We start from the raw sequence: 12,703 nt of genomic DNA on the forward strand, positions 1-12,703 counted from the left end.
CGAAAACGATATAATATTGGTAGAACAGTGTGTGTAATTTCGGAGGTTTTATCATGAAAAAGAAAGCTATGGTTATCGCCTCTGCCTTCTTAGGCCTGCTGACCCTGGCTGCCTCCCCGCAGCCGGCAAGCGCGGCCAAGAAGAAAGGCACCATCAAGGTTACCAGCATGACTACAGTTAGGGACAAGAAGGGCAACAGTCTGGAAAAATACCGCGGAAAGAGCGCCAGCCTGCTTTTTGACGAGAAAGCCAAAACCGTCAACTACTACGGCATTCACTATGTCAAAGAAACTCACAAGAGAGTAAGAGCTTACTACTACATTGGCCATGGCGGCTATGTCCCGGCAGACTCTGTCATTTTGATCAACGGCAAGCCGGCAATTGCTTTAAACAGCAACAGCTACGTCTACAATTCAAAGCTGAAGCGGACCGGCAAGAAGTACAAGGTCTACCAGCCTTTGATCTACGCTGGAAAAGTTAAGTACAGCAGTAAAGAAGGCAAGAAGGACAAGTGGTCCTACTATAGCGGCAATACAAAGAAGCCATATGCAATACCTAAGGTTTATAAGAAAAAGTACCTTAAAATCGGGAAAAACCGCTATATCAAAGCCGTTAACGTTTTCTCTATAAAAAGAGAAAAGTTGACCGTCAAGGGACCTATCACAGCTACGGTTAAAAAGAACATGTACTCCTTTGACTCCCGCTTATATGAAACCAACCATCTCTACAAGAAAGGGCAAAAGGTTAAGCTGGACAAGTGTATTAGTGCCGGCAGTGCCGATAATACCCTTTTCTACTATCGCGTTGCCAAGACCCATGAATACCTTCTTTGGGGTGATACGGATTATTGGGCTGAAACATACGAAGATAGTACCTTCTTCGATGACAGCAACCTAAAAATCAAGCAGCACATGGATGCTGGCGACTTTTTGCCAGGCAAGACCGAATATGCTGTAGCCAAAGACAGAAAAGCTAAGAAACTGCAAACATACGATATGACCGGGACCGCCATCAAAGGCAAGAAGATTTTAAACTTATTTGTTCACGTGGATGGGCAAGCTTACCTGCTCAACCCGCAGACTAAGAAGATTGAGCTCTTCTACCACCTGCAAGACCAGCACCTGATCGGCGAGTTCTTCTGGTTTGAAACTCAAGCAGATGACGAAGATTTCAAGGCAACTGATCAATACAATGGCTTCTTAAAGGCCAGCGAATTTAAGAAAGCAAAGCTGCCGACCATCATTTCCAAGAAGGCGGCCAAGACAAGCGACCAGCCGGCCAGCGCAAGCCAGCTGGCAGCCTTGAAGAAGGAAATCGCCAAGGCTGAAGCCGTCCAGAAGAAGACGGTCTACAAGCTGTCATCTTCCTACCGCCGTGACTACCTGGACTACGCGCTCAGCAACGCGCAAAAGGCTCTTTCCGGCAATAAGGGTGAGGTAACTTTTGCCAAATGGCTCTTGGCCAACTCTGAGACTTACCTCAACGGGAAAAAGGCCCCAGTCACCAACATTAACAAGCTCAGCAAGGCTGAGTACGAACGCGTGTGGAGAATCGTCTCGGATGCAACGCCAAATGGCTACATCCCGGCCGTTTACTACAAGCGGGCAGATGGCACTTGGCACAGAAGATACAGTTACACTTGGAACAACAAAACCTGCAAATTCGTTTATGTCAACAAGACGACCAAAGAAAAGAAATTCTTGAAGATCAGCGACTTCGCGAAGAACAGCAAGTAATAGTTTACAGATGAAAAGCAGTCAACTTTTTGAAAGCTGACTGCTTTTTTGCTCGCTCATTTTTTCTTTAAGCCCGATATTTTGCCGGAATCAAGCGTAGCCACTTTGGTCAAGCTGCCCCTGTACTGATAAAGGCTGCCCTCATCTGAAAGACCGGCATTGTATTTTAGAAAGGCATAGTAGTCATCGCCAAGCTTAAACAGGCTCAGCATCGCGATAGCGTGCTTGCTCCTCTTGGCGATCAGCTTAGTTATCTTGACCCAGTTTTCATCAGAAGAGACCTGTTTGTTTTTCCTCAGTACTTTCTCGTTTACCGTTAAGTAAATATTGTTTTTCTTGTCCGTATGCTCCACAAAAACTTGTGGATCTACTTCAATCGGCTTAACAAACTGCTTGTTTTGACTGGACTTGCTTTTTTCGACCTTCCCGTTATCATAGATGGTCGCGAAGCTAGTTCCAGAGCCATCGTCAGCCGTTATTCTAGCTTCCAAAATCGCGCTAGCGCTGTTGTCGACGTGCTTTAACAGCAACAATGTCCCAAGCAGCAGAACGACAATTAAGCCAGAAATAGCCAGTAGCCATTTGTGAGATCGAATAAACTCCATAACATGCTCCCCCTATATCTTTTTAACCGCTTTCAGTATATTTCTGACAGATTTATTTGTCAACTATATATTTAACAGCTATTTTATGAAAAGAACAGTATAAAATAGCCATGGCCAGTTTTTTATTCTAATTATGTAATAGCTTTCCTTAATCCATATCCCCAGCATCTTGCTTCACTAGCTATGCAAACAAAAAGAGTGAAACTTTCCAACGAAGTTTCACTCTTTTTCATCAATACCGTTTGTTATTTTTCCTCATACCATTCGGTATGGTAAACGCCCTCGCGGTCGTTTCTGTAGTAAGTGTGCGCACCGAAGTAGTCTCTTTGCGCCTGAATCATGTTGGCCGGCAGGCTTGGGTTGAAGATTGATTCCAGGTAGTTCAGAGCCGCGCTGAAGCTTGGAGTCGGCACGCCAGCTTCCGCTGCCAGCTTAACGACTGCTCTTAAGGCTGGCAGGTTCTTTTCCATCACGCCCGCAAAGTATGGGTCTTGGAAAAGGTTGTCCAGTTGCTTGCCATCAGCGTAAGCATCTTCAATATGATACAAGGTCTTGGCGTGGATGATGCATCCCGCTTCCCAGTTCTGCGCGATTGCCGGGTAGTTCAATTCCCAGTCGTAAGCCTTAGCGGCCATGGTCAATTGCTGGAAGCCTTGAGCGTAAGCCACGATCTGTGCCAGGTACATTGCCTTGCCCAAGTTGTCGATCAAGTCGCTGGCAACTTCGCCCTTGTAAACGACTTCCTTGCCTTCACGGGTCGTTGCCTTGGACATAAACCGGGCCAAAACGGCTTCAGCTACCACCGTAATTGGAGCGCCCAGCTTGATGGCATCTTCCAGCATCCAGTTGCCAGTCCCCTTGTAGGAAGCAACGTTCAAGATGTGGTCGATCACGTCGTCGTCAGTCAAGTCATCCTTTTGCCGCAAAACTTGTGAAGCAATTTCAATCAAGTAGGCGTTCAAGTCCCCCTTGTTCCATTCGGCAAAAATATCTGCCATTTCCTTGTTGGACTTGTGGGCTACCTTGCGCATGATGTCGTAGACTTCAGAGATTTCCTGCATGATCGCGTATTCCATCCCGTTGTGGACCATCTTGACGTAGTGGCCCGCCCCTTCTGGCCCAATGTAGGACACGCAGGCACGGCCGTCTTCAGTCTTGGCGGCCATCGCGGTTAGGATTGGCGCAGCTTCTTCATAAGCTTCCTTGTCCCCGCCTGGCATCAAGGCCGGGCCGTTCAAGGCACCTTCTTCACCGCCGGACACGCCCATGCCGATAAAGTGCAGGCCGTGCTTCTTTAATTCGTGGTAGCGGCGGTTGGTGTCGTGGAAGTTGGAGTTCCCGCCGTCAATAATGATGTCGCCCTTGTCCAAAAGCGGGATCAGCTTCTGAATGGTTTGGTCAACCGGGTCACCAGCCATGATCTGCACCAGAATCTTGCGGGGCTTTTCCAAAGAATCAACGAATTCTTCCCAAGTGTAGCACGGCTTCAGCTTGTCGTCCTCGTACTTGGCCAAAGCATCGACTTCCGGCTTGTCGATGGAGAAGCCGGAGACTGAAAAGCCATGATTTCTAACATTGAGGGCTAAGTTCTTGCCCATGACCGATAAACCGATCACACCAAATTGTTGCATTTATTTACCTCCTAGTATGTCTGCCTCTTTTATTATACTTGCAAGCAAGAAAAAAGCGAAACCAAAAGGTTTCGCTTTCTTCTTTATTTATATTTCTCTTAGTGAGAAGCACCTGAAGTAGTGTCTGGTGCGTTTTCAGGAACTGAAGCACTTGAAGTTGCTTGAACTTGCAATGCGTCAGCCTTGTCTTCTGAGTGGCCGGAAGCACCTGAAGCCGCGTCAATTTCCAAACCAAACTTTTCAGCAAAGTATGAGAATGGGTGCAGAGCTTCTGCGTGGTAGTACTTCACGAATTCTGGGTCGTCCAGAGTGTTAAGTTCAGTTGAGTAAGCCATGTGCTTAGTGTACTTAACGTCGATGAAGGCTGGGCCGTCCATCTTCTTCCATTCTTCTACAGCTGCTTGGAATTCAGCCTTGTCGTGAACAGTGAAGGCCTTCATGTTCATACCTTCAGCAACCTTTGCCCAGTCGTTGTCTGGCAAGATAACACCTGACAGAGGTTGGTTTGATTCGTCACGTTGTTCTGCTTCGATGTAGCCCAAAGTTTCGTTAGTGAAGACAACAGTCAATACGTGCATGTTGTAGCGAGCCAAAGTCAGCAGTTCTTCGCTCATCATAGCGAAGCCACCGTCACCGGCCAAGTGCCATACTTCACGGTCTGGGTAAGCAGTTGCGGCTGCAACAGCAGCTGGAGCGCCGTAGCCCATGGTTGCGTGCAAACCGGAAGTAGTCCAGCGTTGCTTGCCGTTCATGTTCAACAGACGTACGTGGTCCATGTTGACGTTACCAACGTCAATAGCGAAGACAGCGTTGTCTGCGGCTTCCTTGTTGATGACGTCCCAGATTGGTTCTTGGCGTACGCGGCCTTCGTCCTTCAAGTGGTCGTCAGCAAATGAAGCAGTCCATGCGTCCCATTCTTCACGGTCAGCCAAAGCAGCCTTGTAAAGTGGTGATTCTTCACGGGCTTCACCAGCGTCGATCAAAGCACGCAAGCTCTTCTTGGCGTCTGCCAGGATTGATACGTCAACTGAGTGACGCTTGCCTTGCTTTTCTGGGTCAACGTCGATTTGGATAACCTTGGCGTTCTTAGGGAACCACAATACTGAGAATGGTGAGTTGTTACCAACCCAAACAACCAGGTCAGTGTGGCCTTGAACTTCGTTAGGAGCCTTAGCGCCGATACGGCCGATCGTGCCAAGGTATGGCTTGAAGCTGTCTTCAACGATACCCTTGCCCAGGTATGAGGACATCATTGGCATCTTGAACTTGTCAGAGAATTCCTTCAATTCGTCAGCAGCGCCTGAAGCACCCAAACCGAAGTAAACAACTGGGTTCTTAGCTTCCTTGATCAACTTAGTTGCGGCTTCAATTGATTCAGCAGTTGGAGCAGCGTAGTTGTCAGCAACGTGGTTGCTTGCGGAAACGCGGTAGTTGTCTTCGATTTCTTGCCAACCGAAGTCCTTAGGAATTACCAAAACAGCTGGACCCTTCTTTGCGTATGCTTGACGGATAGCAGTGTCCATCAAAACTGGCAAAGCTTCCTTGGTCTTGGCTTGGTGTACCCAAACGGCAACGTCACGGAACCATGGCATTTCGTCAAAGGCTTGGAAGAAGTTGATGTCTTGACGAGGAGTTGGAACGTTGGCTACCAGGGCAACCATTGGGGTCTTGTCGTACTTAGCGTCGTACAAGCCGTTCATCAAGTGGATGGCACCAGGGCCGGCTGAACCCATGCAGACACCAAGCTTGCCAGTAAGCTTGTATTCTGCTGAGGCAGCCAAGGCACCGGCTTCTTCGTGACGAACTTCGATGAACTTGATCTTGTCTTGCATTTCGTAGATCGCGTTCATGGTTGAGTCAAAAGAACCACCTGGGAAACCGTAAAGGTGGTCAATGCCCCACTTGTACATAACATCTAAAACGGCGTTTGCGCCCTTAATTTTTGCCATAAGTGAATCTCCTTAAAAATTATTACTTACAGCCCTTTATTAAACCACATTTTTTCACTTTTGCAAGTGCTATCAAAACCTACTATAGCAAGGATTAGCCGCTTTTTAAGCTAGTTAATTCACAAACTTGCTTTTTCCGGATAAAAAGTTTGTGCTATCTTCCCTTTCTTTTTTGTGAAAAAGTAGCTAACTTACGGAGAATATTTTTAGGTAAAGTTTTTATTAATTTTTAAAAAAGTATAAAGGCAGTCGATTATTTCAAGTAAAAAAGCGGTCAAGCCCCTAGGGACTTGACCGCTTGACTACATGAACGTGATAAAATAATTCATTCCGCAAAAAGCAATAATAATGATCACTGCTCCGGCGATGCCGATGTTCCGCGCTGTCCGCCGGTAACCAGCTCTAGCAGCGATGGTCATGATTACGGCTGCAGCGACAATGAAGTTAACAATTATTGTAAAGAACTTAAACTTCCCACTTTTGCAAGTGGGAAGTTTAAGTAACAATGTATTTTTTAGAAGTAGGCGTCATGGAGGATAATCCTCCGTAGCTAATTAATAGATATACTACAGAGATCATACCAGAATTTAGCAACATTTTAAAAATATCAGTATGACGCTACACTAGTTTATAACCTGACTGCCCACTCCTGTATTCCAGTATTTATATAATGATATTGACACGTTCCTGCTCGCGTATTATTATACATATTATAAATAAGTTGTGTTATGAGGTAAAACTATGAAACTAAAAAATATCCTGATTTCTTGTCTAATTGCTCTCGTTCTTGCAACTGCTACTTCTGAAAGTATAACTAGTACTACAGAAATAGCCTTAGCTAAGAGTGAAAAAATTGAGCAGTACAGTTTTTCGAAAAAAGAGGAAAATGTATGCTAAATAAAATGGGTATGGGTGAACTTAAAAATCTAGCAAAAGTAATATTTAAACCTTTAACAGTTAAGTATTTAAAATCACACGCCTGGAAAAAGGCCTCTTCTATAATGGTACGCACAATAACTAAATATGCATCTAAGAAAGTAGCAAGCTTTGCCGTTAAGCGTCTTGCAAAACTTGCTATGCCTGGAATTGGTTGGGGATCTGTAGCTCTTTGGGGCGCCGAATGTGGTTGGGATGAATTTCATTAAAAAGTTAGTCAGTTGGCTTGGTGGATTAGTCTTGATCATTATATTTGGTCTAGTCTTAATCACCCTCTACAATGCCTATTACTGCTTCGGTCCCATGATTTTTGGTGAGCACCTCGCTAGTGCCAGCAGCCAATTCTGGTTTGCAGAGTTGCTGCTTGGCGGTGGCTACACCGTAGTCGTTTTGCTTATCGCTATCGGAACTAAGCTCACTAGAAAGAACAAAAACAATTGAGAATTACTCTCATTTTTTATCCACTCAAAAAAGCCATATGCATCCCCCCACAGCAAAAAAAGGCGAACCCCACCGGGTTCGCCTTTTAACTTACTTCTGAACCTTGGCGTATTTTCCGTTTTGCACGTAGACGCTCAAGATGGCCAAATCGGCCGGGTTGACCCCGGAGATTCTTTCCGCCTGGGCCAGGGTTTCCGGCCGGATCTTGGCGAACTTCTCCCGGGCTTCCGTAGCCAGGCCCTCGATCTGGTCATAGTCGATGTCCTTCGGGATCTTCTTGGCTTCCTGCCGGCGCAGGCGGGCCACTTGAATCTCCTGCTTCTTGATGTAGCCGGCATACTTGATGTCGATTTCCACCTGTTCCTTGACATAGCGGTCCCCGGCCAGTTTCTGCCCGGTCAGGCGCTCAACGTCTTCAACCGTCACCTTTGGCCGTCTGAGGAAGACATCTGCCTTGACCCCGCCGTTTAAGCCAGTTTCGCCTAAACCAGCCAGGTATTCGTTGACGGCAATGGTCGGGTGGACGGTGATCTCGCCCAGCCGGTCCAGGTCTTCCTGGATCAGTTCCTTCTTGGCCAAAAATTCAGCATAGCGATCATCGTCAATCAAGCCCAGGTCATGCCCCTTTTCCGTCAAGCGGAGGTCGGCATTGTCGTGACGGAGGAGCAGGCGGTATTCAGCCCGGCTGGTCAAGAGCCGGTAAGGTTCTTCCGTCCCCTTGGTTACCAGGTCATCGATCAAAACCCCGATGTAGGCTTCATCGCGCCCCAGGGTAAAGGCTGGCTTGCCTTCCGCGCTCAAGGCCGCGTTAATCCCGGCAATCAAGCCCTGGCCAGCGGCTTCTTCATAGCCGGAAGTCCCGTTCATCTGCCCGGCCGTATACAGGTGCTTGATCCGCTTGGTTTCTAAAGTGTGGGTCAACTGCCATGGGTCGACCACGTCGTATTCAATGGCGTAGCCCGGCCGCATCATTTCAACCTTTTCCAGGCCGGCGACCGTGTGCAGCATTTCCAGCTGGATTTCTTCCGGCATGGAGGTTGAAAAGTCCCCGACATAGATTTCTTCCGTCTTCCGCCCTTCCGGTTCCAGGAAGATCTGGTGCCGGTCCTTGTCAGCGAAACGGACGACCTTGGTTTCAATTGACGGGCAGTAGCGCGGCCCTACCCCGACGATGTCACCGGAGAACATCGGTGACCGGTCCAGGTTTTCATTGATGATTTCATGGGTCTTCGGGTTGGTGTAGGTCATCCAGCAGGAAGTCTGGTCAGTCAGGTAGTCTTCATCCTTGCTGGTAAAGGAGAAGTGGCGGGGTTCCTTGTCACCCGGCTCTTCTTCGGTCTTGGAGTAGTCGATGGTGTGCTTGTTGACCCGCGGCGGCGTCCCGGTCTTAAAGCGGCGCAGCTTGAAGCCCAGTCTCTCCAGGCTTTCTGACAGCTTGATGGCTGGAATCGTGTTGTTGGGGCCGGATGAGTAGTTCAGTTCCCCGATAAAAATCCGCCCTCTGGCCGCGGTCCCTGTCGTCAAGACCACGCTCTTGGCCCGGTAGCGGGCCCCGGTGTTGGTCACCACGCCCCGGCATTCCCCGTCTTCAACGATCAAGTCGTCAACGACCGCCTGGCGCAGGGTCAAATTAGGGGTGTTTTCGATGGTCCGCTTCATCTCTTCGTGGTAGTCCCACTTGTCAGCTTGGGCTCTTAATGCCCGGACAGCCGGCCCCTTGCCCGTGTTCAGCATCCGCATCTGGATGTAGGTCTTGTCGATGTTTTTGCCCATCTCCCCGCCTAAAGCGTCGATTTCTCTGACCACGGTCCCCTTGGCCGGGCCGCCGACTGACGGGTTGCAGGGCATAAAGGCCACCATGTCCAGGCCGATGGTCAAAAGCAGGGTCTTCTCCCCCATCCGGGCACTGGCCAGGGCTGCTTCGCAGCCCGCGTGGCCGGCGCCGACCACGATTACGTCATATTCGTTTGAAACATAAGTCTTCATCTTTTTCGTCTTCCTTGCCTTCCTCGCTATTTCCCTAAGCAGAACTGACTGAAGAGGTCATTGATCAATTCATCTGGCGCGCTATCTCCGGTGATTTCGCCCAGGCTTTCCCAGGCTCCGGTAAAGTCGATCTGGACCAGGTCGACCGGCATCCCGTCTTCAATCCCGCTGGCCACGTCGGCCAATTGCTGCTTGGCCTTGGCCAAAAGGCCCGCCTGCCGCTGGTTGGTCACCAGAACCTGGTCGTTGGAGTTTTCGATCCCCTTGAAGAACAGCTTCTTGATCAAGGCTTCCAATTCGTCCAGGTTTTCCTTCATCATGATCGAGGTGCTGATCACTTCACTGCCGCTTTCTTCAGCGATCTCAGACGCGGCCAGCTTCTGACCCAGGTCCGTTTTATTCAGCACGATGATCCGCTTTTTGCCATTTGTCAGATCCAAAAGCTGCCGGTCTTCTTCCGTTAATTCCTGGCTGCCGTCCAGCAAAAGCAGGATCAGGTCCGCCTGGGCAATGGCCTTCTTCGACCGCTCAACCCCGATTTTTTCCACCTGGTCCTCGGTATGGTGAATCCCGGCCGTGTCGATCAACTCCAGCGGCACCCCCTTGACGGACACGAACTCTTCCAGGGTGTCCCGGGTGGTTCCGGCCACATCCGTCACGATCGCCTTGTCGCTTTGGGTCAAGTAGTTCAAAAGAGAGGACTTGCCCACGTTAGGCCGGCCGACAATCGCCGTCTTCAAGCCGTTTCTGAGAATCTGCCCCTCCTGGGCCGTTTCCAAGAGGCGATCAATCTTGCCGCTAACATCTTCCGCGCAAGCCAGCATCTTTTGCGCCGTCACTTCTTCTTCATCGTATTCCGGGTAGTCGATATTGACCTCGACATTGGCCAAAACGTCCAGGATTTCCTGGCGCAGGGCCCGGATTTCCGTCAAGAGGCCGCCGGAGAGCTGCTTGACCGCCACCTGCCGGGCCTTGTCAGTCTTGGCCCGGATGATGTCCATCACGCTTTCAGCCTGGGTCAGGTCGATCCGGCCATTGACGAAGGCCCGCTTGGTAAATTCGCCCGGGTCAGCCATTCTGGCCCCATTGGCCAAGAGCAGCTGCAGGATGTCGTTAGTGACCACGATCCCCCCGTGGCAGTTGATTTCCACGATGTCTTCCTTGGTAAAAGTCTTCGGCGCCAGCATGACGGAGGCCATGACCTCGTCAATCACCTGCCCAGTCGCCGGATCCACGATGTGGCCGTAGTTGATCGTGTGGCTGGGAACTTTTTCCAAGTCCTTGCCCTTAAACAAGCGGTTGACAATGGCGACCGCATCTTCCCCGGAGACGCGGACGATGGAGATCCCGCCTTCTCCCAGCGGCGTTGAGATCGCCGCGATCGTATCAAATTCAGTTAAACGTTGAACCATCTCGTTACCTCGTTTTTTTCCAATAAAAAAAGCGCAATTTCCACCATGAAAAATGATGGATAAAGCACTTTCACTACTTTATCTAAAAAACTTTAGATGAATATTCAATTATTTCCGCTTGATCCGCTTGTAAGCCCGCCGCATCTTGCGCTGGCGCTCGCGTTCAGCTTCTTCCTTGGCTTCCTGTTCCCTGCGGTACTTGAATGGGTTCTGCAGGACCAGGGTCTGGCCAACCTGGAAGAGGTTGGAGATCACCCAGTAAAGGGAGATCGCGGACTGGAAGACGATGGCCGAGATCCCGACCATGATCGCCATGGCATAGCTCATGACCTTGGTCATCGTGGTCTGGGAAGACTTAGGCACCGACAGAGTCGCGATATATGAGGACAGGAAGGTAAATACCGCTGCCAAAACCGGCAGGATGTAGTATGGGTCTGGCTTGCCCAGGTCCATCCACAAGAATTTACCGTTCTGCAGCTCTGGCGTCCGCCAGATGGCCTGGTACAGGGCCCACATAACCGGCAGTTGGATGACCATCGGCAGGCAGCCGGCGTAAGGATTGACGCCCGCTTCCTTGTAAAGCTTCTGCGTTTCTTCATTCAGCTTGTTCCGGGTCTCCAGGTCCTTGCTGGAGTACTTCTCTTGCAGGGCCTTCAGTTCCGGCTGGATCTCCTGCATCTTTCTGGTGCTGTTGATCTGCACCGCGTTCAAAGGCAGGAGGATCACCCGGATGATAACCGTAAAGATGATGATGGCCCAGCCGTAGCTGCCCCCGCAGACTTTGGCAATCCAAAGCACGAACTGGGAGAGGTAGTAAACTACCCAGGCATCCCACCAGTTGCTGGAATTATGGGAGATCGGCGTTGGCTTCTGGGTGGTCTGCGAAGCGCAGCCGCTCAGAACAAGGGCAAAAACCGTCACCAGTGCCAGAGCGGCCAGAAGGCGCTTGGTACTCTTCTTCGATAAAATGTCCTTCACTATTTTTCCTCTTTATTTGGCTCTTCTTCAATGACGTGGGCCAGGTTCAGCGCGTGAAGCAGGTTTTCCCGCGTCTTTTCCCAATCAAAATCGCGAGCGTAGGGTCTGGCAATCACCAAGAAGTCCAGGTCCGGCTTAATCCGATCCCGGTTCTCGGTCAGCACCGCCCTGATGTAGCGCTTGAGACGGTTGCGCACGACGGCCGTGTGACCGACCTTCTTGCCGACAGAGATGCCGACGCGAAAATGCTTATTCTGCTTTCTAGGCAGGACATAGATCACAAAAGCCCGGTTGGCAACTGATTCGCCATTTTCAAAGACGGTCTGAAAATCCTGTTCAGATTTAACTCGATATGACTTTCTCAAAGCTCTTTACACTCTTGCAAATTAAAAAAACCACTGGGATTCAGTGGCTTAAGCAGATAATACTTTTCTACCCTTTGCACGGCGTCTAGCCAATACCTTACGGCCGTTGCTTGTAGCCATACGCTTCATGAAGCCGTGAACGCGTGAACGGTGACGCTTCTTAGGTTGGTAAGTTCTCTTAGTTGACATATATTTGCACCTCCATTTTTTAGTGCTACGTGCACAATTTCTTATCTAGAATAGCACGGAAATCAAAAAAAACCAAGCTTTTTCTTGCAAACTTGCCCGATTTTTTCCTTAGACTGCCTGAAGCTAATCCCCCGCCTGTGGACAGAAAGCAGACCGCGAAAAAATTTTTTCCCGGCAATCAACAGGCTTTTTTGCAGACTTATCCACAGTCCACACCCTGTCAAAAACTTTTTCAACACCCTGTGGATATATCTGGTCAAAAGTGGGCTCTCCTTTTGCCACTCTAAGAAAAGTTGTCCACAGGACTTATCCACTTTTGGCCGATTTTGATAAAATTATCAGCAGAGTTCACAGTCATCTTTTTATTTCTTGTCCACAGCCTGTGGATTCTGGATTTCTTTCTTCCACCTGTGGAAAACCTGGTCAGTAAATGCTAAAATAATTTTGCTAAAAAATTTTTTGGAGGGAATGTTTT

Annotated in this window: 11 protein-coding genes; 3 read left to right on the forward strand and 8 right to left on the reverse strand. The window is 49.3% G+C overall.

The window, feature by feature from the left end:
• Positions 1-53: 53 nt before the first annotated feature.
• Positions 54-1,736 (forward strand): hypothetical protein, encoded by a 1,683-nt coding sequence (locus ACYVUU_RS10775; RefSeq protein WP_484500874.1) that lies wholly within the window; start codon positions 54-56, stop codon positions 1,734-1,736.
• A gap of 56 nt (positions 1,737-1,792) precedes the next feature.
• Here the strand turns inward: ACYVUU_RS10775 and ACYVUU_RS10780 are convergent, their stop codons facing one another.
• The 3 genes from ACYVUU_RS10780 to spxB form a co-directional block, all read right to left on the reverse strand.
• A complete protein-coding gene (locus ACYVUU_RS10780; RefSeq protein WP_484500875.1) occupies positions 1,793-2,341 on the reverse strand; it encodes a hypothetical protein in 549 nt (182 codons plus the stop codon).
• A gap of 245 nt (positions 2,342-2,586) precedes the next feature.
• Entirely contained in the window at positions 2,587-3,972 is a 1,386-nt protein-coding gene (gene gndA / locus ACYVUU_RS10785; RefSeq protein ID WP_439775695.1) for an NADP-dependent phosphogluconate dehydrogenase, read from the reverse strand.
• 98 nt (positions 3,973-4,070) lie between these two features.
• On the reverse strand, positions 4,071-5,921 hold the full coding sequence (gene spxB, locus ACYVUU_RS10790) for a pyruvate oxidase (RefSeq protein ID WP_484499356.1): 1,851 nt from the start codon (positions 5,919-5,921) through the stop codon (positions 4,071-4,073).
• A gap of 890 nt (positions 5,922-6,811) precedes the next feature.
• On the opposite strand from spxB, the gene ACYVUU_RS10795 reads away from it, so the two are divergent.
• Together ACYVUU_RS10795 and ACYVUU_RS10800 are read left to right on the forward strand one after the other, a co-directional pair.
• Positions 6,812-7,066: a hypothetical protein gene (locus ACYVUU_RS10795; protein ID WP_439775008.1), complete on the forward strand. Its 255-nt coding sequence runs from the start codon at positions 6,812-6,814 to the stop codon at positions 7,064-7,066.
• Positions 7,053-7,298, forward strand: coding sequence for a hypothetical protein (locus ACYVUU_RS10800; protein ID WP_373868171.1), 246 nt, complete (start codon positions 7,053-7,055; stop codon positions 7,296-7,298). The genes ACYVUU_RS10795 and ACYVUU_RS10800 overlap by 14 nt, the downstream gene beginning before the upstream one ends.
• Before the next feature lie 90 nt (positions 7,299-7,388).
• Here the strand turns inward: ACYVUU_RS10800 and mnmG are convergent, their stop codons facing one another.
• The 5 genes from mnmG to rpmH form a co-directional block, all read right to left on the reverse strand.
• Complete coding sequence (mnmG, locus tag ACYVUU_RS10805) at positions 7,389-9,284, reverse strand: tRNA uridine-5-carboxymethylaminomethyl(34) synthesis enzyme MnmG (protein ID WP_439775009.1); 1,896 nt, start codon at positions 9,282-9,284, stop codon at positions 7,389-7,391.
• Positions 9,285-9,310: 26 nt separating this feature from the next.
• Positions 9,311-10,696 carry a tRNA uridine-5-carboxymethylaminomethyl(34) synthesis GTPase MnmE gene (mnmE, locus tag ACYVUU_RS10810; protein WP_439775010.1) on the reverse strand — a complete coding sequence of 462 codons (1,386 nt, stop codon included), beginning with the start codon at positions 10,694-10,696 and terminating at the stop codon, positions 9,311-9,313.
• 108 nt (positions 10,697-10,804) lie between these two features.
• The gene (locus ACYVUU_RS10815) at positions 10,805-11,674 is read right to left on the reverse strand and encodes a membrane protein insertase YidC (RefSeq protein ID WP_484500876.1); all 870 of its coding nucleotides are present in this window, start codon (positions 11,672-11,674) and stop codon (positions 10,805-10,807) included.
• Positions 11,674-12,039, reverse strand: a complete 366-nt coding sequence (gene rnpA / locus ACYVUU_RS10820; RefSeq protein ID WP_439775012.1) for a ribonuclease P protein component — start codon at positions 12,037-12,039, stop codon at positions 11,674-11,676. The genes ACYVUU_RS10815 and rnpA overlap by 1 nt, the downstream gene beginning before the upstream one ends.
• Before the next feature lie 48 nt (positions 12,040-12,087).
• Complete coding sequence (rpmH, locus tag ACYVUU_RS10825) at positions 12,088-12,228, reverse strand: 50S ribosomal protein L34 (protein ID WP_008459582.1); 141 nt, start codon at positions 12,226-12,228, stop codon at positions 12,088-12,090.
• Between the last annotated feature and the right edge of the window lie 475 nt (positions 12,229-12,703).

Source organism: Lactobacillus sp. WILCCON 0058 (assembly GCF_057198005.1).

What these genes read in the sequence shown, in the direction of transcription:
- ACYVUU_RS10775 (WP_484500874.1), top strand. Translation starts at nt 54, where the DNA reads ATGAAAAAGAAAGCTATGGTTATCGCCTCTGCCTTCTTAGGCCTGCTG.
- ACYVUU_RS10780 (WP_484500875.1), bottom strand. Translation starts at nt 2,341, where the DNA reads ATGGAGTTTATTCGATCTCACAAATGGCTACTGGCTATTTCTGGCTTA.
- gndA (WP_439775695.1), bottom strand. Translation starts at nt 3,972, where the DNA reads ATGCAACAATTTGGTGTGATCGGTTTATCGGTCATGGGCAAGAACTTA.
- spxB (WP_484499356.1), bottom strand. Translation starts at nt 5,921, where the DNA reads ATGGCAAAAATTAAGGGCGCAAACGCCGTTTTAGATGTTATGTACAAG.
- ACYVUU_RS10795 (WP_439775008.1), top strand. Translation starts at nt 6,812, where the DNA reads ATGCTAAATAAAATGGGTATGGGTGAACTTAAAAATCTAGCAAAAGTA.
- ACYVUU_RS10800 (WP_373868171.1), top strand. Translation starts at nt 7,053, where the DNA reads ATGAATTTCATTAAAAAGTTAGTCAGTTGGCTTGGTGGATTAGTCTTG.
- mnmG (WP_439775009.1), bottom strand. Translation starts at nt 9,284, where the DNA reads ATGAAGACTTATGTTTCAAACGAATATGACGTAATCGTGGTCGGCGCC.
- mnmE (WP_439775010.1), bottom strand. Translation starts at nt 10,696, where the DNA reads ATGGTTCAACGTTTAACTGAATTTGATACGATCGCGGCGATCTCAACG.
- rpmH (WP_008459582.1), bottom strand. Translation starts at nt 12,228, where the DNA reads ATGTCAACTAAGAGAACTTACCAACCTAAGAAGCGTCACCGTTCACGC.